General features: G+C 54.8%; 14 protein-coding genes. 5 read left to right on the top strand and 9 right to left on the bottom strand.

Annotated elements, in window-relative coordinates; genetic code table 11:
* Nucleotides 1-24 precede the first annotated feature (24 nt).
* On the top strand, nucleotides 25-1,428 hold the full coding sequence (locus QA645_RS32175; RefSeq protein ID WP_283045295.1) for an oligosaccharide flippase family protein: 1,404 nt from the start codon (nucleotides 25-27) through the stop codon (nucleotides 1,426-1,428).
* 777 nt (nucleotides 1,429-2,205) lie between these two features.
* Nucleotides 2,206-2,463, top strand: coding sequence for a hypothetical protein (locus tag QA645_RS32170; RefSeq protein WP_283045294.1), 258 nt, complete (start codon nucleotides 2,206-2,208; stop codon nucleotides 2,461-2,463).
* A gap of 1,456 nt (nucleotides 2,464-3,919) precedes the next feature.
* Here QA645_RS32170 and QA645_RS32165 read toward each other — a convergent pair.
* The 5 genes from QA645_RS32165 to QA645_RS32145 form a co-directional block, all read right to left on the bottom strand.
* Entirely contained in the window at nucleotides 3,920-4,234 is a 315-nt protein-coding gene (locus QA645_RS32165; protein WP_283045293.1) for a hypothetical protein, read from the bottom strand.
* Nucleotides 4,235-4,395: 161 nt separating this feature from the next.
* Complete coding sequence (locus QA645_RS32160; protein WP_283045292.1) at nucleotides 4,396-5,517, bottom strand: GNAT family N-acetyltransferase; 1,122 nt, start codon at nucleotides 5,515-5,517, stop codon at nucleotides 4,396-4,398.
* A gap of 12 nt (nucleotides 5,518-5,529) precedes the next feature.
* Nucleotides 5,530-6,357, bottom strand: a complete 828-nt coding sequence (locus QA645_RS32155) for a glycosyltransferase (protein WP_283045291.1) — start codon at nucleotides 6,355-6,357, stop codon at nucleotides 5,530-5,532.
* A gap of 1,681 nt (nucleotides 6,358-8,038) precedes the next feature.
* Nucleotides 8,039-9,583: a hypothetical protein gene (locus QA645_RS32150; RefSeq protein WP_283045290.1), complete on the bottom strand. Its 1,545-nt coding sequence runs from the start codon at nucleotides 9,581-9,583 to the stop codon at nucleotides 8,039-8,041.
* Between the two features lie 295 nt (nucleotides 9,584-9,878).
* The gene (locus tag QA645_RS32145; RefSeq protein ID WP_283045289.1) at nucleotides 9,879-11,342 is read right to left on the bottom strand and encodes an undecaprenyl-phosphate glucose phosphotransferase; all 1,464 of its coding nucleotides are present in this window, start codon (nucleotides 11,340-11,342) and stop codon (nucleotides 9,879-9,881) included.
* A 462-nt stretch (nucleotides 11,343-11,804) separates the two neighbouring features.
* On the opposite strand from QA645_RS32145, the gene QA645_RS32140 reads away from it, so the two are divergent.
* Nucleotides 11,805-12,848, top strand: a complete 1,044-nt coding sequence (locus QA645_RS32140) for a glycosyltransferase family 2 protein (protein WP_283045288.1) — start codon at nucleotides 11,805-11,807, stop codon at nucleotides 12,846-12,848.
* Between the two features lie 385 nt (nucleotides 12,849-13,233).
* Nucleotides 13,234-14,427, top strand: a complete 1,194-nt coding sequence (locus tag QA645_RS32135; RefSeq protein WP_283045287.1) for a polysaccharide biosynthesis/export family protein — start codon at nucleotides 13,234-13,236, stop codon at nucleotides 14,425-14,427.
* A 191-nt stretch (nucleotides 14,428-14,618) separates the two neighbouring features.
* On the opposite strand, the gene QA645_RS32130 is transcribed toward QA645_RS32135, so the two are convergent.
* The 4 genes from QA645_RS32130 to QA645_RS32115 form a co-directional block, all read right to left on the bottom strand.
* Nucleotides 14,619-15,440: a heparin lyase I family protein gene (locus QA645_RS32130; protein ID WP_283045286.1), complete on the bottom strand. Its 822-nt coding sequence runs from the start codon at nucleotides 15,438-15,440 to the stop codon at nucleotides 14,619-14,621.
* Nucleotides 15,421-16,275 (bottom strand): 4'-phosphopantetheinyl transferase superfamily protein, encoded by an 855-nt coding sequence (locus QA645_RS32125; protein WP_283045285.1) that lies wholly within the window; start codon nucleotides 16,273-16,275, stop codon nucleotides 15,421-15,423. Before QA645_RS32125 ends, QA645_RS32130 begins: the two co-directional genes overlap by 20 nt.
* A 101-nt stretch (nucleotides 16,276-16,376) precedes the next feature.
* Entirely contained in the window at nucleotides 16,377-17,219 is an 843-nt protein-coding gene (locus QA645_RS32120; RefSeq protein ID WP_283045284.1) for a hypothetical protein, read from the bottom strand.
* Between the two features lie 175 nt (nucleotides 17,220-17,394).
* Complete coding sequence (locus tag QA645_RS32115; protein ID WP_283045283.1) at nucleotides 17,395-18,318, bottom strand: cupin-like domain-containing protein; 924 nt, start codon at nucleotides 18,316-18,318, stop codon at nucleotides 17,395-17,397.
* Between the two features lie 268 nt (nucleotides 18,319-18,586).
* On the opposite strand from QA645_RS32115, the gene QA645_RS32110 reads away from it, so the two are divergent.
* The gene (locus tag QA645_RS32110; RefSeq protein ID WP_283045282.1) at nucleotides 18,587-19,687 is read left to right on the top strand and encodes a glycosyltransferase family 4 protein; all 1,101 of its coding nucleotides are present in this window, start codon (nucleotides 18,587-18,589) and stop codon (nucleotides 19,685-19,687) included.
* Nucleotides 19,688-19,724: the final 37 nt, after the last annotated feature.

The raw sequence follows: 19,724 nt of genomic DNA, 5'->3' as shown, positions 1-19,724 counted from the left end.
GCCACAGTCGGGCGATATTTCGCCATGCTGATTAATCTCGCGGTGGCGATCATTGTCGCAAGGCTGATAGGACCTGCCGCCTTCGGTGTTTCAGTTCTCGGCAGTTCTACTTTTGCGATCGCTGAAGCCCTGCGAGAGCTCAGCGGGGGAGCGTATTTGATCCAGCAAAATGAACTGACACGGAGGCAAATCCGCACGAGCATCACCGCGAGTGTGCTTGTTTCGATCGTGATATCGCTTGTCTTGTATCTTTCCGCATCTCGGATCGGCGTTTTTTTTAGCCTGCCCGAAGTCGGCCACTACATCAGGGTCGCGGCACTCGGATATCTTCTCGGGCCCTTTATTTTTCCGATCTTTGCACTCATGAGCCGGGACATGGCTTTTGGGTCCCTTGCGATCATCAACACTTCGATGGCCAGCGTCAGTGGGCTTGCAAGCATTTGGCTGGCGCACCTGGGCTTCGGGTACGTAGCGCTGGCTTGGGCGACGGTTGCGGCTGCAGTCGCAGGTACCATCTTGTGCTTTTTACTTTATGCCGATCGCTCAATCTATCTACCTTCATTGAGTGAGTGGCGCGGCGTATTGGGCTTCGGAGCCTTCGATAGTGCAGCAGCGTTGGTTGCTGCGATCGGCGAATATGTCCCCTATCTTGTGATCGGAAGAGCGCTTGATGCCACAAGTGTAGGGATTGCGCAGCGGGCAGTCTTGCTTTCCGTGTTTCCCGAGAGAGTGATACTTGCCGGCGTCGGTGCTATTGCCCTTCCAGTTTTTTCGCGAAGCGTACGCGAAAACTCAGATACCAGGGCCCTCTATCTTAATGCGCTCGAATTGATTTCCGGAGTACATTGGCCCTGTCTCCTCCTGTTGGGGGCACTTTCGACGCCTTTGGTCCGTATTGTGCTGGGGCCTCAATGGCTGGAGGTTGCCCCTTTGGTAAGAATCCTTTGCCTCGCCGCCGTCTTTTCCTTCCCTTGGGCGCTGCAGTACCCGGTTCTCGTTGCGGTTGGCGCAATTAGGTCGCTGCCGCTTCTAGTGGGGGGGCAGGCGATCATGAACACTGCGGTAATAGCCCTTGCTGCAAACCATGGTCTATCGGTGATTGCGTGGTGTTTGGTCGGTGTCGTACCGCTAAACGCCCTGATCGCTGTCGCGGTGGTTCGTCGGTATCTCAACTTTTGTTGGGGCGACTTCTTCGCCGCGCTTCGAAAGAGCGCTTTGCTTTCCTTGATCAGCGCCCTCGGACCATTTTTTTTGATCCATATGAAGGGAGGACCAGATGGGCTCTCCATCGAGGCAGGGCTGCTCGGCGCATTGTTGTCGCTCGCCGGATGGAGCATCGGCTTGGTCGTTACGCGCCATCCGCTTCGTCGTGAATTAGTTCGAGGGGCAAAGGTCGTCAAAAGAAAGATCGATGGGCGAATGTTATGACATCTACAAATGAGCAGCGCGTCAAAACCAAGCTGCTCTCTTGAACATGTAAATCTTTATGCCATGCGAGCTGCCGGAATCTCGCTGGCTGCTGTCGACATCGGAGATCCTTAGGGTCCCCGGTGCTGCAAGTAGACGTTTCTCCACCGGTTATGATTTGCACAGCCTTCAGATTTGTGCAGTTCGCATTTGATTTGTGCAGTTCGCATTTTAGGTTAGGCAACTACAGCCCGGATCTCGCGAGCCAAATACTGCACGGGAGGTGGGCTGCTCATCGTGCCGATCCGCTCGGCTCTCTTCAAGCGCGATGCCAAAGCGGGATTTAAGTCCGGTGAGCTATCCGATGCAACGAATGGGTCGGCTGCGAAACAGACTTTGATGCGCCGGGGTCATCGCCAGGTAACATCGTAACCCGAGCTCTTCGCTCGGCTGGAGCGCGAGCGATCATTGCGCTTGCGTAGATTGCAAGACCAAGGAATGTAACTGCAAAGGCGCCCGCGCCCCCAATGAAGACCCATATGACCGGCATTCGGCTTTCCTAGAATTCTCATTCCGCGACGGAACGCTGCTTATCGAGCGCGTTAAGCGAATCGCGTGCTCCACCATCCACCAGATTGAATCGTGTAGCGAGAATCAGGCAACTTGTAGGCGCGCGCTACTCGCGGCGCTGCCCGAATGATTGGCAAAAGTATGTCGCTTGGAGTGCGCCAGCGCGATTGGCCCGCTTCGGCATAGCAAAATGCGGGAACTGCGGGGCGCATTATACGTTTCGTTAGGATGTCTACCGGCGAATCCAGCAAACTTGCGCAATTGTTGCATGAGGCCCGGCTCGGCTTCGGAAATGGAATTGATTTCGACTTGCTAAAAGAAGCGCGAATTGCGAAGGGCTGGATTTCTCAGCGCGCCGTTATCGAAGAATATTATCGCTTGGTCGCGGCGCAACTTAAGGAGGATCAGCCCCCGCATCCACGCGCGCTGCAGCGCCGAGACATAATGGGATGGCTTGCTTCGTTTATGGGGCGGCGCGCCAACTGATCGTCTTCCCTTCTGATTGTCTTATAGTTCAGTACAATCATAGATTGTATTTCTCTGACGAGACACTCATCGAGCCTCTTGCAATTGCTGGATCGTTATCTGGGATCCGGTCTAACTAGGCACCAGCGGCCGGGCAGCGCGTGCGCAACCGCGCGATAACTCCAATAGCCGAATGCAGTTGATACCGATTGATTGAAAAATGTGCTCGTTGCGGCGACCGGATAGGGGAGGGTATCGTTCTGACAACTCGCGTAGAGTGGTCTGTTATAGTAGTGAAAGTCTGGGCCCCAGGAATAGCCAAAAGTTGCTCCGTACGAGTCCAGGCTTGGAATGCGACGTTCTCGCGCGTCCACGGGAGCCAATGGAGCTAACAGAAGCAGCGCCACCGTGCCGGCCGCAAACAAATGAACGGCGCTTTTCATCCTTGAACTCCCCTGTCGCTTGCTGCGGCCTGCTGTGTCTGATGCAACCTAACACAATTGTCGAGTTGATCTGCCAATTCCCACCGCCATTGCAAAAGGTCGTGGCGCGATCAATGGAACAGTTCATCTGCGGTGAGAGCCGTCAGCTTGCAGATAATTCAATATTTTAATAGGTTGCGATATATTTATTTTATCTTTCGGTCTCGGGCTAAATGTATACTTTAGGGGTTCTCCTCCTGATTGCGGGCTTCCTGCTATGCATTTCGATAGCTTGGGCGGCCGTCGGATTTGTTGCGATGGGCGGAGGCCTCATTTGCCTCATGGTTGCCGAGAATAGTCAGGCTACTTCACGAAGGGACATTAAGAGCACGACAGTTCGGGCGGCGCATTCGGATCCATTGCTCATCCGGCATCGAACTCCCGCGAGCGATGCCCGTAGCGTTGAGCATGAGGAAAGATGGAAACGGGCCGTTGAGTCTGACGCGGAACTTGCCAACGTGGTCACAATTCTAAAGCAATTTGGACCGAGGTACGTAGACCAACTGGCCGAGGTGTACACTGTCTTCGAGAGGAAGGATTTCCTTCCTGTTATACTCGAGATGATCGTTGACGCGGCGAGGCACCATGGCGTTGCGGAGGACGCTGCAACGGGGCTATGCGCGCGATCGCACGACCTTGATGATCGACCCATGGGCATTGGGCGGGAGTTATTGGCAGGCGTTCTACCTCCCCCATCCTTGCCTATAGCATGCACAGATGATGCGAAGGAGAGAGAAGAAACTCTTCTCCGCGAGCGAGCAGGTGCTGACTCTGCTTGTGAGCGAAGGACAGAAGCCGTTCCTGCAATTGACGTCGATGATCAGGAGAGCCTCAAGCGGCTGTTCGAAAGATTGGCCTCAGTTGAGGAGGAGGCTGATCCTCCCCAAACTGTGGGAACAGAAGGATGACTGTGGGGCTCTGAAAAATTACTACCGTGAGCGTCCAGGACTGGAATTCTCCGATGGTCGAGTCCAGGTGCTTGCGAAGCCTGAATCTCATGGCGGGGCAGTCGCAGAAATCAGATTTTCGATCGCAAAACGTTCCTCCGCCAACCGACGTTCGACGAATTCGCTCTCCGCTCTAGTTAGCGATGTCGTCTGTATATCACGATAACGACGAATGTTGTTGTAGTGCGCACACAGCCGCATCGTGCCCTCGTCAATCCTGGCGTCCCTGACCGGGATGCGTTCTCGCCCCTCACCAACTCTCGTCGTCAGATGTCTCCTAACCCGTTCAAGCAGTTCTTGGATGGGTTGTTGCGCCTGGTTCTGATGGAGGGCAAGGGTGCTTGCTTTGTCCTGATCGATCATTTGAGAAAGCTCTCACCGAAGAAAATTGATAGAGCTAGCAGGCTGACGGAGCGAATATTTGGGGTGAGCCGAATATTGCTGTTTGGGAAGTCTCAAAAACTGCGATGTGCGTGCCTTGCGATCTTGAACATGCGGGTGTGCTGCGGCGACTTCCAAAGATCCTAGGACAGCTCTTTGAGTGCGCCCCGCCTCCAAAGTTCAGATCTGGCTATAAGCTGGCTACGTACGGATTCTGTCGACTGAACAATGTCGTGGAGAACCGTCTCTGTCGGTAACCAACGCAACTTTGATTGGTCTCTCCCGGTAGAAAGGTTGAGGGTATTAAAGCCGCGTTCGATTGCCCATTTGATGATCTCTACAACTAGAGTCGTCATCACTCCATATTTCTTCCAACTGGGTTCAAAGCCGGAGAAGTACAGATAAATATCGCGACCTAGACCAAAGGCGATCCGGGACGCTACAATCTCTCCGCTCACCTCGAGCTCGAAAATACGAACCAGTCCGCGCGATCCCATCGTACCGATAACGTCATCGAGAAAACGGCGGCTTTGAGCCGTATGAAAATTGTCACGATGCTGCTTCATATCTTCAGCTGAAGATCGAGCCTGATGAAGGCGAAAGAAGCGGCGCAATATTTCATCATCGCCGGCCAACGATTCGGCCACGCGGAGGGAGGGCTGGTGACCGTCGCGCTCGAGGAATTCATACCCTTTCCTGATGCTCTTGCGAGTGTTGTTGGAAAGAGTTGAGTGGAGGTCTTGCCAGCGTCCGGGCAGATTGACGATGTAATCGGGTAATAGGCGTTCGGTTCTCAGCTTGCCTAGAGGGAGTTGGACGACGGCTTCAGCACGCACGCCGCTCCACTTGAAGACATCCCAATTGTTTTCCTTCTCGCTAAAGTGCTTCGCGAGGGCAGATAATGCGTCACGTTGATGCTCTGCCTTGGAAATGATGCCTCGGATCTCAGTAAGACTCGGATCTGTGCCGAAAAACTGCACCTTGCGCGCACGAATTGGGCCGAGATTGGGTTCGCAAGTGCGCATCAACGGAGCGATCGCGAAAAGCTCCCCATTCGGCTTCCGAACTTCGTGGATGAAAAACTCGTCATGCCGTAACAGGCCCGATCGGGAGAAGTGCTTCCACCACAACTCGTTCCAGATGGGCGATGTAAATGGCGTGCGATTTGTCAGGCCGCTGTCAAGCTCTTCCCATTCTCGCCGCAAGTTCTGAAACGCGGCCGAGTGCGATAGCCTGTTGACTATTAACGACATTAATTCAGCCACACAAAAATCGGTTTACGAAAAATTCAAAATGGTGCGAGCAAAAAGTTTCAGGGCGTAAAATTCGAAACTGCCCCAGGTCGACTTGTACCTTGCATTCGTTCGGCGTTGCGCTGCACGAAGATCGTCAAGGTCGCATTGAGTAAGCTCAGGCGCATGCATAAGCGACGGGCTTCCAATACGGTATTTAAGTCCAACGCGATCGAGAAAGCACACGCCAAATTGTCGCATCGCTCTCGCATACAGATCCACGTCTTCGCGGAGACGGAGCTGGGGGTCGAACCCGCCGAGGTGCTCAAGGCACTGTCGGCGCAACATCGCTGCACTGCAAACTAACAAAGCCCAATGGAACAATAGGCATGCCACGTAGGCACGTGCTGAGCGAAGACGACCACAAAACATTGCCAACCGGGCGGCCTTTTCGAAGTAAAGCTGCTCGTGTTGCAACTGAGAAGGTGAGCAATTGCCGAAGGGCTCAATTCGACAAAACACAACGCCTACATTGGGGTTCTTGGCAAAGGTTTGTTTGACCTCGGCATAATACCCGGCCGGGATTATATCGTCGTCGTCAAGAAAGTGCACAAACTCCCCGCGCCCAGGCGGCCAACCGAGGTTTCTTACCGCACTGGGGAAGCCTCCCGAGGGCCTAGGATTGGCCAGATAAGTGATCCGCGAGTCGTTGATGCTTGCGATGATTGGCTCCGCAGATCGCTCCGGGCTATCATCAACCACAATGATTTCGATCTCCACGTCGTGTTGACCAATCACACTCGTGACTGCCTCGCGCAGTTCGTTTGGTCGACGGAATGTCGGAATTACCACCGTAAAATCAATTGGTTTCACTGTTCATCACCAAGATTCGATAAGCTCAGAAACGCAAATGAAATATGTATTTATTAACACGGCATGCGCCGGACTTGTATGCCTAAGCGTACCGTTGGTTAGCGCCCGCGGTATGGGCTGCGGGCTTGATAGTGTGTTGCGACGCCTGTAAGGGGCCGGCTCTTTGGGGTCGGCGAAGACCTCAGAATCCGGAGGTTTCCTGAGGACTCGCAAGTTTCGCGTAGAAGTGTAGGATTAAGGCGCGTGGAGGATATCATGCGGTTCATTCTTGCGGTGCTGCTAGTATGGGCGTCTTCGGCCCAAGCTCAGAACTGCCAATCTGCCTCTGGGCAGGCCCCTTGTGTATCGGGCGGCCTACCAAGCACACGCAGCGGCGGCATCACCTATTGGAGTGATGGGGATGTCTCGCGGCGATTTGGGAGCACGACCTATAATAGCGACGGAACAAGTTTCCAAAGCTACGGCAACAGCACATATTTCAGCAATGGCGGGACGGCACAGACATACGGGAACACGACGATCTTCAGCGATGGTCGTTCTTGCCAACGATACGGTAATCAATTGTTCTGCTACTAATGCGGTCGGTAGCGTTTTTTGGCTCCCGTGCCCTCGTCCAGGCAGTGTCACAGTCTAGCCGGGCTGACACTTGCCGAGATGTGATCACCCGGAGCAAAGCCTACGACCCACGCCAAGAGATCCACGTGTGAAGAGTTCAGGGGGTTTGACAGGCTTCGATTATGAAGACCTTCCGGCAAGATCTTTGTCGCCTTGGGGCTATGATTCTATCGAGAGTCTAGGAAAAGGGCGCGTGGTGCCATGAACGGAAATGCTTCCCACGACAGATTCCCTTGTATCTATCGTTGGACCAACGGAGGTCGGCAAGGTCAACGATGTCGTGTGCTCGCGGTCGGCGCCATGTACGCCTGTCTTGTCGAGTTTACGGATGGGTTTAAGATGATAAGCACTGTCAACGCCCTGCGAGGAGATGTCTCGGCCGCAAGCCAGATTGACTCCAATCGCGATCCCTACCTGGATTTTAATCAAGATCCAAACGCTCAACGTTAGCAAATTCTAGTTGCTGGTAGCGACCAGCGGCAACGATAAGCTGATTGCGGCGGTATGATCACGGTGAAGTAATTAAATATTTACCATATTGGCATCAGATACAAACCATAATCCGGCAAATCGGGCCGCGCCGCTATGGCCAGATATCTTTTAGTGCTTCTTATGGCCTCAAATCTCTGCGGATGTTGCGGAGACGCTACGAACTTCGTGAAGCAGTCCGTGAATGCCAACTCCAATCAGGACCGGCATTCTCACCTTTCGGGGCGATCTCCCTTTGGCAAACGCCGCAATGCAGATGGCGCGAGGACTCCGGCTGCTACTTCGCCGCGGATGAGTTCGGACGAGGTGCTCACTGACGATGATCTTGCCAAGCTCAGGCCTTATTCGAAGGAGTGGGTGGTTACTCTTGAAGCAATCAATCGTGCCGCCGACGAAAGATTGAACAAGAAACTCATCATTTGCCGTGGCTGTTTGCCCCCTGCGGCCCGCGATCAAACAGGGGCGATTGATCAATCCGACCCTACGAGAAGCGCCCGGAGAGGCTCGGCCGAGCCGTTCGTGTCAAACACTGGCATCGTTCGATGAAATTCGCGGTCGTCGCATCGGTCTTGAAACCCTAGGCTCCGGATCGGGAAGTCTCGACGACGAGCAAATGATTTTGCCGAGTGGTCGACCGTAGCACGTTCCATAGCCAATCCAGCAGCGCCAACAGCAAGAGAACCGAGACTGGTGCGTACAAGGCTGCGCCGTTGAGTTCAATGATGCCATGTCGGAAAAGCATGACGACCAGTACGGCGCATAAATACATAAGCATATTTGCGACCAAAAGCGAAGTTGCAGTCCGGAGCGGATTTATCAACGCCAAGAGTATGAAGAACGAGGCGTAGTAGCAGCCCGGACTTGTCATGATCGTAATTGCGGCAACGCCTGACGCAAATACCGTGACGATATCGCGGGTTAGCCAAGCCACTCGTAAATATGCGGTCGTCATAGCGAGACTTGCCACGATGATGAGCCACAAGTGTTCACGTTCAGTCTTGGCGACGTCTGTTGCAATACGCGTATAAACGTACAAACTCGACGGATCGACCAACTCACCTCGCATGTTGGCGACACTGGAGCTGAAAGGGACTTTAAGCCCGACCGCGTTGGGGCCTATGACACCGCCAAGAAGCCACAGACGGCGCAGCGATTCCAGCCAGCCTTCCGCTCCGCGCCCCGCCAGACAGCCAGCAATAAATAGCAGAGCAGCAACCCCCGCAAATCCCAGCGCAAACTGAACTGCGCGTTCCCCCTCTTTGCGCCAGTGAAAGGCGGCAAAGGCCGTCAAAGGAAGTAGCATGAAGAAGGGAAACACGCGGCAACAAGTTGCATAGGCCAACAATCCGCCGGCGAGCCTCATGCGACCGGTGGCCAAGCTTGCGGCGCATAGCAACAGGGCAGTGATTACATCCTGCCGTAAAAACGCGCCACCGATCCAAAAGTAACGCGAGCAATAGCCCAAGCCAAACGACAGCGAGATGGCTGCCAGGACAACCAAACCGAATGTCCGATATACCACTAACCCTGCCAACGCGAGCAGCAAGAAATCCAGCGACGCATATAGAGCGACGCTAAGTCCTCGGAATGGAAGCCAGGCGGTGAAGAGACGCTCGATTGCCGCCCGGCACGGAGGTGGATTGTAACCGTGGTCAAGGAAGATGTCCTCCCGCATCCGATAGTGTGTTGCATCCTCGCGGAACGCGGCCCACCGAGGATCGGAAAAGCGCATCCGAACTTGTTGTTGCAACTCTGCCAGTTGCTCTCGTGGAACCACGTCGTTTGTTCTTAAGTCGCGGATTCGAGATGGCGGGACAAACGTCGGATCTTTCTCTTCAAACGCCTCGATCGTGGCAACGTAGATACCGTCGTAGCCAAGCTCGGGAAAGTACTTGGAACCTAGCACATAATGATACTGGTCCCAGATGTGGAACGGTGTGCCATCTATATGGAAGCCTCCGAAATTTATGTAACCCAGTGCGCCAATTGCCACCAAGCACCACAAAAGATGCTCCCGAAGCGGCTGCCGCCGATCCCATCGCGCGCGCTGAAGCGCCCACAGAATAAACAGCGACACAGAGATCGCTATGACCTTGATAAGTGCTTCTTTCGGTTCGCTCATGTTGGATCGCAATAGTTGGATCAAGGTGGTCTGGAGCAATACACGTTGTGCCATCACTCAAGCGTATCCGAAGCGCCGCAAAGATTTTTCGGTAGCTGTTTCTCCGTCCTTCCGCGCAGACGCACGCTTTGCGTTTTGCCGTGTTTCTGCGGAGCCCGAGTTTCGGTTACATGTGGCCGTGGATTATTGGGCTTCGGCTCGCCACGAGATCTTGCCGATGCGTGCCCGAACAATGCAGGAGAGCTAAAATTGCTGCGAGCGAAGCCGGCCCAACTGATGATCTGTGGTAGGGGCGCTAATAAGCGTTGCGTTGTTTCAATACCTCGGAGAGCGTCTTGACGAGGATTTTTGCGTCAAGCTTCAGACTCCAGTTATTGATATACCAGAGGTCCAGTCGAACTCTTTCGGCAATGTGATCCACCGATGGAGTGGCGCCCCTTGCGCCGTTACATTGGGCCCAGCCGGTGATGCCAGGCTTGACGTGCTGGCGAACGGAATAGTCGCTCAACATTTGTTCAAACTGATCGTCGTGCGCCAATGCGTGAGGGCGAGGTCCGACCAGCGACATATCCCCCCTCAACACATTGAACAATTGCGGCAGCTCATCCACACTCATCGATCGCAATATTCGTCCGAGCTCCGTCACACGAGGATCGTTCCGTGTAGCTTGTGCTACTGTTGGACCATTTTCCTGCACTGTCATTGTTCGAAATTTGAGGATCGTAAAGCGCCTCTTGTTGAAGCCTTTCCGATCCTGTCGAAAAATGATGGGGCCGGTGCTGTCCAGCTTGATGGCGACAGCCGTGATGAGCATGATTGGCGAGAAGAACAGCAGCGCTAGGGCCGCTAGGATGATGTCAGCCGTGCGCTTGATTAAGCACTGGGTGTCGTTGAGAGGAGCGCTCTGGATATGAACGGCCATGGTGCGGAGGCGCTCTGACGCAGCGTTCTGCGTTAGCGAGCGAACATTGACGTCAGGTAGAAGCCGCGCGGCGATTGGAAGGTTCTTTAGATGGCTTCGGATGAGATCGAGTTGGGCGGCGTCTGTCCAGGGCAATGCGACCAGAATCTCGCGGCAATCGTAGCGTCGAGCGAATTCGCAGGCCGAAATCAGAACGCTTGCGTCGGGATGGACAGTGCCTGAGATGTTCGTGTTGCTCAGCAAAAATATCTTGATATTTCCCTCGTCAAACTGAGGCAGCAAACGTTGTTCTCTCAATGAGGTAACCTCGCTCTGTGAGCCGATCAGCACAACAGGGCGCCATCCAACGACCTTGCGAGAGGCCGCTGCAGCCAGAAATGCTTTCGAGAGACTGCGTGCCGCAAGCAATAGCAGCGGCGCGAGGATGCTGAAGACGATGAATGCGCCGCGGGAGTAACTGGGGCCAATCTTAAGCAGGAAAGCAAGGAGTGCCAGCAGTAAGGCCGTCACGCACCAACAAGAGATTATCGCACCGGTTTTGCGACGTGGTTCAATCGCGTTTGGAAAGCTGTAGTAATCTCTACCGCTCATTCGCAGGACGTATAACAATCCCGCCAGCATCCCGATAGCACAATAAGGAAGCAGATTCGGCGTATCGTGGCCGACCAGAACCTGATAAGCGGCGCCCGCAATCGCGCTCGATAGCAATATCGCGGCCATGTCGAGCATGCAGAGCAAATAGGGAATTACGCTTTCCGAGATACGAAAGGATGTTCCGATGAAGGCTCCGCGCCCTAGCCGATCGATCCGGCCATGAATATCTGAGCTGTCTGCCAAATCAGCACCAAAGCAATTGATTGGGGTTGATAAATTAAATTTCTGGTATTTAATGTGTAATTAACTATCTCACTATAGCTGAAAATATGGCTGCGTAAATATTAAATATCGAAGATCGAGTGCCGGCGCTGTGGTTGGTTGCGGCTGATTGAATGTGTCGGCGTCGCCACGATCGTCTCGGCGTAGCCAGTCGGTGGCAAGAAACGGACAATGTCACGTTGATCATCGGATGCAGTTTGCGATGATTCGATGCCCTGACTTGGCGTAAGTCTTTTGTTGCGCCTTTCGGTCCTTGTTGATGCGGCTTCCGTCGCCCGGACGACATGCGCGAATATGAGGCACCCGATGTCGGTCGGAGGGCGTTTAGGATGTCGTTTGAGAATCCGGGCCTCACGTTGGATTCGAATTGAAACCCTTGCTAGGGTGTTATTTTTGGTCCGGTCTCGGACGCATAGGTCGCAAATGATAAAGATCAGCATTATTATCAAGACGCTCAATGAGGCAGCCAATATTGCGAGATCCATCGAGACGGCGCTGGCTGCGATCGCGGGGTATGACGGCGAGGTCATTATTGCTGATAGCGCCTCGACGGATGAGACGGTGGCTATCGCTAAGCTGTTCCCGACAACCGTGGTGGTACTGGAAAACGTGTCCGAGAGGCGCTGCGGGGTCGGGCCCCAACTGGGCTATCAGTACTGCAAGGGGGAATACATCTACATCCTAGACGGTGACATGGAGCTCGATGCAGGCTTCATTCGCAAGGCTATCGCAATCCTGGACCATCAAAAAGAGGTTGCGGGTGTCGGTGGATACATCCATGAGATGCGTGCCGACAATTTGGAGCTCCAAGGCCGGATCAAGCGCTTCCAGCGGGAGAGCAGGGGTGAATCCCGCGATGTCGAGTGTCTCAATGGAGGGGGTCTTTATCGGCGCGCCGCGATCTCCCAGGCCGGATACCTTTCTGATCGAAACCTTCATGCGTTTGAGGAGTACGATCTCGGGGCACGTCTTCGAGCAAAGGGCTGGCGATTGGTGAAGCTCGAGGACAAGGCCGTGGATCATTACAGCTATGCCATGGGAACGTGGCGGTTACTTTGGCACCGAATCTTGAGCGGTCGTTTTCTAAGTGCCGGCGAACTTTTTCGCGGCGCAATGGCAGGCTCGTACGTTGCACGGGTCATGCAAGAGGTAAGGATTGTCCCAATTTCGATAGGTGTTTGGGCATACTGGGCCTGTGCGATCCTGATAGGTCAATTAACGCTGCCAGTATTGACGCTATTAATGGCTCTGGGGCTGCCAGTCGTCGCGATGGCGATCAGGACAAGGTCATTGAACCTGGGACTCTTCAGTGTTCTGACTTGGCATCTCTCGGCGTGGGGGTTTGCCCTCGGTGTCGTCAAAAGACGTTGCCCTCCGGAGGAGGTTATTCGGAGCAATCTTGTTCATTCAACTGCTCATGATGTTGCTCGTGCTGCAGCCGTGTCCGGAAGCGTACCCGCAGTTTAGGCTGCGCAAAATCGATTGCCCGGATGGTCGCGGTAAAACTATAGAGCTGCCGCCGTGGCTGGCAGTGCGCGCCCGTTCCGCTTAGCCTCGACTTCCCCGCGAGGGTGCGCAAATCTTAGAGCTGGTGATTCGGCCGATCGGCCCGAGCGCCGGGTAGCAAGGCGGGTGGCTATAGGGGACCATTTACTTAAATCGGCTAAAAATCGAAAAGGCAGAGGGCCTGACGCCGGGTCTGAACTGGCCGGCGCCCCCATTCACCGGCGCTTTGGGTTTTTGCTGTGCTTTTCAGGAAACAGTTGTCTGAAAATATTAAATTACCAGCCGCTGGCACATCCTACTCGATTGCTCCGACGTGTTAGAGCGGAAGTAAGACGAGGGTAGGGGCATGCATTTCCGGCTAATATTTTTGACGGCACTGATTTCTTTGCTGGTAAGCGGGTGTGGGCTAATGCCGGTGGCTGGTCCGCAAAGTTGGGACATCACATCCGGTCAAAGCGACTTTCCTTACGCTCTCGTTCGGCTCAGGCCGGAAATGCTCAATGTCCTTGCGGCAAATACACCCAGGATCGCGGGCAGGATCGCCGACAGGCGAGGGCCCCAGCGGGTTGTGGTGGAGATTGGGGATGTTCTGGGGGTAACGGTGTACGAGACGGGCGCTGGCCTTTTTGTGCAGAATGATTTGGGCGTGCGTCCGGGCAATTTCTTTACCGTTCCTCCCCAGATGGTCGGACCAGACGGTAACATCACGGTGCCGTCGGCAGGGCCAATATCCGCTAAGGGACGGACGACGGCGGACATAGAACGCGAGATCGTTGCTGCGCTGAAAAAGCGTTCACTGGAGCCCAATGCTGTCGTAACCCTGCTGGAACAGCGTTCATCGGCATTTACGGTGCTTGGAGACGTCCGCACAGCGGGGCGATATCCAGCGAATGTCGGCGGAGAGCATCTGCTGGAGGCCATCGGGCGGGCCGGAGGCCTCGTGGGGGCCGGCAACGAATCTTGGGTCGTTCTCGAGCGAAGCGGCAAGAAGGCAGTTGCCCCGTTCGGAGCTCTGGTCGACGAACCCGCAAACAATATTTTTGTCCGGCCGCGAGACATGATTTACGTTTATCGGGAACCGCAGACGTTTCTGGCCTTCGGAGCGTCGGGGCGCCAAGGCCAGTTTCCGTTCGACGCATGGCGCGTTTCGATGTCCGAGGCTATCGCTAAGGCCACTGGCTTGAGCGATCAACTGGCCGATCCAGCTTCCGTGTTCCTCTACCGCGGCGAAACCCGGGAAGTTGCTGCTCAACTTGGGGTCGACATTTCTCGCTTTGATGGAGCTGTCATACCGATTATTTATCAGGCAGATCTGCGCGACGCCGGAGGTTATTTCCTTACGTCCAGGTTCGAAATGCGAAACAAGGACGTTATTTACGTCTCGAACGCGGCCGCCGTGGAATCTACCAAGTTCTTGAATTTTGTCCGTACCATTGTGGCAACGGCCCAAGACCCGGTCACGCTGGCAAATTCAGCAAAAGCACTGAGCGCTGGCACAGGGACTACTATCGTGACGCAACCCATATCCGCAGGTAACTGAGCTGCGGTAGCCTGTCGCCGGGCAAGTGGTGAGGACCTGGATTATTTGAGGGGGAGTCGGGTCGTGTGACCCGACTTTTCAGCCTTCATTTGGCTAACTGACGAATGTTTGCGGGCGGCTGCCGACCAAACGATGAAACTAGTCGGCCACGAGTCTACAGAGCATCGTTGTTCCCATTCGCCGGGCTGCTCCTATTTGACGGGCAGCGGAGCCGTTACTCTTGAGGACAACTCGGATGTGCCGACTTCCATATTCGCGAATTGTATTGCAAGCGGCGTAGAGATCGGTCCATAGCCACGGTAAATGCCATATTTCCAGTACGCCTGATTGCCGGGCGCGCCGATCATTCCCGAGAAGTCCACGGCCTTCTTGCCATCTAGCCAGATTTCGAGTTGGCCATCGGGAACGCCCTCACGCAAATGAAATACAAGGTGGTGCCATTCGTTGCGGCTCAATGTTCCATTGTAGAGCGTGCTTGTTTGCGAGCGCGTGCCCAAGGCTTCGGCGTAGATAACTAAGCGCCCTAATTTGAAATGTAAGTGAAAGGGTCTGATCTTGGATCCGTGCATCTGGCTGATGGCCGTCCAGTCGGACTGATAGTCGGCGCCCGGTTCAATCAGAAACGAGTATGCGCCCCAAACATCAGAGCCGTACTCAAAACGGCGCTTGTAACCGTCGAGCTCGGAGCGTTCCTTGTTTTCGCCGGAGGCGCGGTCTTCGCTCCAGATGTCTCCTGCACGGACCTCGAAGCGCACTATGTCGATTGCGCCTGCAGACGCTCGGCGGATGCTCCAGTCACTACCGACGGATTCGGCTACGTACGGAGTGTTTCGTACGACAATAACTTTCCCGGAGTTTGCGACGGCCGCCCAGTCCGGTGGATTGGTGTTTTGAGCCTTAGATGTACAATTCGCGGACAGCAAAGCGGAGACCAATATCGTCGCTGCAGCCGTCCCGACGCTGTCTGCAATTCGCATCTTTGAGCCTTTCCCTTCAAGAAATTGGGTTGCCATTGTCGGAACACTCGGTGAATCCCCGATGGCGGAACTCGAACTGCCGCACCGGCCCTAAGATCACCGGAGCTGCGACCGCTGCCGCATAATCGCCGTCGGACAAATCGGCCATCTGGAAGGTAGACGGAGGGGAGCGATGATTAGGGCGCCATTGAACACTCCACCTTTCAAGATCGTCTATCGGCACCTCGAACTCATTAAGCTTTGTAAGGAGGCCTAATCCAACCGCCTTCAGCAATGCCTCCTTTCGGGTCCAGCAGCGAAGAAAGGAACGTTGCCCGCTTTCCCGCGCCTGCGCCTTGATCGCCTCGGCCTCGCGGTCGCTAAGGAGGCCTTCAACCAACGTACTCACGTCGAGGTTGCTGCAGCTGGCAATGGCTTCAACGTCGATCCCCACTGGCTGGCCAGTCGTGACTGCGAGCATCGCCACATCGCGGCTATGACTCAAGTTGAACTGCAGGTCGTGAGATGAGATCGCTGCATCCAATTGCGGCTTCCCATGTTGTCCCACTACAACGGGTACCTTGTCAGGATATTGTCTGAGATATCCGCCCAGTACACTTCGAAGCAAAAGCCTGCTTTGACAGTAACGCTCTCGATCCGGCATGAATCGAAACGACTCGGCGCGCTTCCGTTCCTCGTCTGTCATCACCTGCCAGCCCTGTTTCGCAAGCCCAGTCGAAGAAAAACACAACTGCCATACATGAACTTCGCCGTAGGCCAATTGGGTCGGTGCGCCGCGCCAAGATTGCGTCGCGCTACATCCGAACGCATCGGGTCCGACGGCCGGAAGCCGCGCCACCTTCGATCCGTTGCAATGCGAGGGTACTCTCATAGCCTCCTCTGCGTCATGGGTATGCGCGACAATGACCTGCGCGGCTGAAACAAGATGCCTCTGGAGTTCGAACTCTTGAAGCTCGCTTCCGCGCTTGAGATTTACCGATGGGGGATGCAAGCACGGTTGGCAGCATTGCCCTCGATCCATCGGCCCACGTCGATAAACTCCACAGCTTCATGTGACCTGAGGAAGTCGAGTATCCCATCTATGGCGTGCCAAACAGGCGGATCGTGCGCTAAGTGGTGCGTCAGCAATCCAATGGGAGAGTCGGAGGGCACAACACCCAGTCTTCTGCCCCGCAACTGTTGGACAAGGAGATCCGACACAACTTTGGTTCGTTGAGCTGTTCCTGCTCTCCAATCTATGACATCCAGATGAACGTCGATCCGAAGGCCATCTTTGAACTCAGGTAGTTTGATCATTCCGCCCCATTGTACCCGAGAATTCAGCTGCAGGAGTTTGCGCTCGAGATAGCTCGGCATGAGGGAAACCCCGGCGAATCCTACGCGCGGCAAGCTTTTGACCAGTGCAGGCGTGATGCGGTTAAAGGGTGGAACAAATATTGGCTGCGATAAGTCAAAACACTCTTTAAACAAATGCAGCGCGGACTTTGTGTCGGCGATCATGCTGGAGATCGGCCGGTCGGGCCCAAATTCAGCAGGTTTTTTTCCGGCGTTATAGTTGATGTGCCTCCACCCGTGACACATCGGATAAAATTGACGAGCATTCTCGGCAAGAAACTCTTGTAGACCTCGGGTGATCTTTCCCGGGATAATCGCTAGCCCGATCCTGGTATCGAACCGAACGGCAACGTCGCGCAGGCGCTCAAGGCCAAGCGATGTCTCAAAGGCATCGTCATCGCGAATCCAAAATCTCGCCTTCAGCTTCGAAGCCGCCCAGATATCCAATTCTTGGCGTGCGTTGTCCCACGAATTTATCACGAGCAGAGTCTCACTCTCTTACCAACCGGCTCTGCGAGAGGCGCGGCGCGAAAACGAAGTAAAGCGCCGCGCAAGGCCCGTACGCCTCGACGCGCCGCTGCGTGAACAGCCTCCCAACAGCGAATAAAGCCACGGTGGACGGCAGCCTGGTGTCGGTTGGTCTCCCGAAAGCACTCTACGCGCTCTCGGCACGAGCGTACGTCGCAGTCTCCTCACCAACCCGTCTTCCCGTCGCACGGTAGGCGACGCGCGTCGCTACACGTGCGGCACGTGCGCCAAGATACAAGGCGCCATCAAGGGCACCTGCGCCTTGCGAAGAGGGGACATTGATGCCGATCTCCGCCAGACGACCTCGAATTTTATGAATCAAACTGTCACGCCGGGTGCTGTCGGTGTAGTAAGTGAAGCTAACCGTCGTTGAAGGTTCGTCTCCGACCTCAACCAGATGCGGACTGGTGGATGGCATGTAGGCTCCTTGTCCCGGGCCGAGCTTGAAACAATGAGCCCTCTCTCGAAACTCTTCTCGCCATGAAATTAGTTCTCGATCATGTCGCGAATGAAAGCGGTCGCGAGCCTGCTGACTGACCACCCGGAGATCGTTGGGCTCCCAGACATAGATCGTTTTCTGCCCTTTGATTTGCAGTATGAAGTTGTGCTCCTTATCGATATGGAACGGCGTGACCGTCATCGGCGAGCTGACAAAAATCCACCCGCCACGGTAGCCCATGCCAGGGTCTTTGAGTTCGACACTTGGGCGCACGCTATCCAGTACCTCGTCGACCAGTCCGCGATAGACGGGGTCGGTCTGGACGTTGAGAAGGGACATCCAAGCCTTTGCGGCCTGGATATGCTCCATCGTGTGCACTAAATCGTCTTTGACCGGATGGAGCTCCGGCGCGTTGGCAAACGAAGTTCCGGCTCCAGCGGCGTTTGTGTGAGCCCGGACCCGTCCTTTACTGCCCAGACGTTTGGCGAGCTCGACGAGTTCCTCGATACGAAACCGCGGATCGTTCGAGATGCGGTGCGTGACCGGCGTAACCGCCCAGGGATCAAACGTATTCCAATCAAGATCGATAAGAGGAGTAGGTTTCGAAGGCATGACGGTCACTCCGCACCTAGTGAAAATTCGTAAAATACGACTGTCTTAATAGCGTAAAAGCGGTCGAATGGAATTATAAAATAACCGCTTCGTGTGTTGACCTTAACGCCTATTTTTATGCCAGCTAGGCGGCGATATAACCCAACTCCGGCGGACGCGGACGGTCGAATTTAACCGTCACTGCAGTTGGTCAATCACTTTCCGCTGAATTTGCCTTGCCTTGCTCAATACTGCAAGGGCATGATTATTAAATGAGTGAGGTGCTTAAATGGTTCTAGCTCGACCGCTCAAAGTATTGATTGCAACCCCTTTCGGGGAGCATCAAAGAGGCGGCATAGACCGATTGACGGATTTAATTGTTGCTGAGATTAACCGAGATCCCTCGGGGCACGTGAGAGCTTCCAGGCTCGTTACGCGCGGCCCCGGCCCTCGAATTTTGGGGCCGTTCTTTTTCCTTTGGTCGTTGTTTCAGCTCTGGATCGCGAAGCGACGCGGTCATGTCGATCTGTTGCACATCAATGTCGCTGCCGACGGAAGTGCTATTCGAAAGGCGTTCCTGGCGCGTTTTGCACGGGGACTAGGCGTTCCCTACGTTGTTCATCTTCACGGATCTCGGTTCCAAGAGTTCTGGCCGGCGGCCGGTCCTCGCGTTCGCGTGTGGGTGGATCGCCTCTTTGCGGAAAGCTCGGCTGTAATCGTGCTCGGAAGTGTTTGGTCGGAGTTGGTCCGAGCTCATGTCCCTCAAATTGAGAACAGGATCATTATCCTCCCAAATGCAACGGCTTCAGCGGATTTCAAGCGTGACACGGCTTCGAACGGGCCTGTCAGGATTTCGTTTCTTGGTGAACTTGGGAAGCGTAAAGGGACGCCCCAACTCGTTGAAGCGCTGGGACAGCTCAACAGCGGTTTGAATTGGACGGCAACGATCGCTGGGAATGGTCAGATTCAGGAAACGAAAGCCCGCGCGGACCAGCTTGGTATCGGGGATCGCGTGAAGGTGCCTGGCTGGCTCGATTCCCAGGCGACAAATGAGGTTCTGCGAACCTCCGACATCTTTGTCCTGCCCTCCTTTGCCGAAAATCTCCCGATGTCAATTCTGGAGGCTTTCGCCTACGGTCTCGCCGTCGTTGCCACGCCGGTCGGGGCGGTTGCCGACGTCATCAGGGATGGCGCGAACGGCATACTGGTGCCGGCGGGAAACGTGGAAGCCCTGGCATCAGCACTCCGGAGGTTGATTGCGGACAGTCAGTTCCGAGCCGCCCTTGGCGCCGCTGCCAAGGTTGAGCATGCGGCAAAATATGAAATCGGTGGGTATATTAGCCGAATAACCGAAATCTGGCAGGGGGCGTTAGTTCCTCGGCAAATGTAAGTTCCCTCGCTGAATTGTGTGCGTTGTTGGGCCAGCC

The organism is Bradyrhizobium sp. CIAT3101 (assembly GCF_029714945.1).
Classification (GTDB): domain Bacteria; phylum Pseudomonadota; class Alphaproteobacteria; order Rhizobiales; family Xanthobacteraceae; genus Bradyrhizobium.
This window is presented reverse-complemented; position numbering and strand designations above follow the sequence as displayed.

What these genes read in the sequence shown, in the direction of transcription:
- QA645_RS32125 (WP_283045285.1), bottom strand. Translation starts at nt 16,275, where the DNA reads ATGAGAGTACCCTCGCATTGCAACGGATCGAAGGTGGCGCGGCTTCCG.
- QA645_RS32175 (WP_283045295.1), top strand. Translation starts at nt 25, where the DNA reads ATGCTGATTAATCTCGCGGTGGCGATCATTGTCGCAAGGCTGATAGGA.
- QA645_RS32165 (WP_283045293.1), bottom strand. Translation starts at nt 4,234, where the DNA reads ATGATCGATCAGGACAAAGCAAGCACCCTTGCCCTCCATCAGAACCAG.
- QA645_RS32130 (WP_283045286.1), bottom strand. Translation starts at nt 15,440, where the DNA reads ATGGCAACCCAATTTCTTGAAGGGAAAGGCTCAAAGATGCGAATTGCA.
- QA645_RS32110 (WP_283045282.1), top strand. Translation starts at nt 18,587, where the DNA reads ATGGTTCTAGCTCGACCGCTCAAAGTATTGATTGCAACCCCTTTCGGG.
- QA645_RS32150 (WP_283045290.1), bottom strand. Translation starts at nt 9,583, where the DNA reads ATGAGCGAACCGAAAGAAGCACTTATCAAGGTCATAGCGATCTCTGTG.
- QA645_RS32140 (WP_283045288.1), top strand. Translation starts at nt 11,805, where the DNA reads ATGATAAAGATCAGCATTATTATCAAGACGCTCAATGAGGCAGCCAAT.
- QA645_RS32115 (WP_283045283.1), bottom strand. Translation starts at nt 18,318, where the DNA reads ATGCCTTCGAAACCTACTCCTCTTATCGATCTTGATTGGAATACGTTT.
- QA645_RS32170 (WP_283045294.1), top strand. Translation starts at nt 2,206, where the DNA reads ATGTCTACCGGCGAATCCAGCAAACTTGCGCAATTGTTGCATGAGGCC.
- QA645_RS32135 (WP_283045287.1), top strand. Translation starts at nt 13,234, where the DNA reads ATGCATTTCCGGCTAATATTTTTGACGGCACTGATTTCTTTGCTGGTA.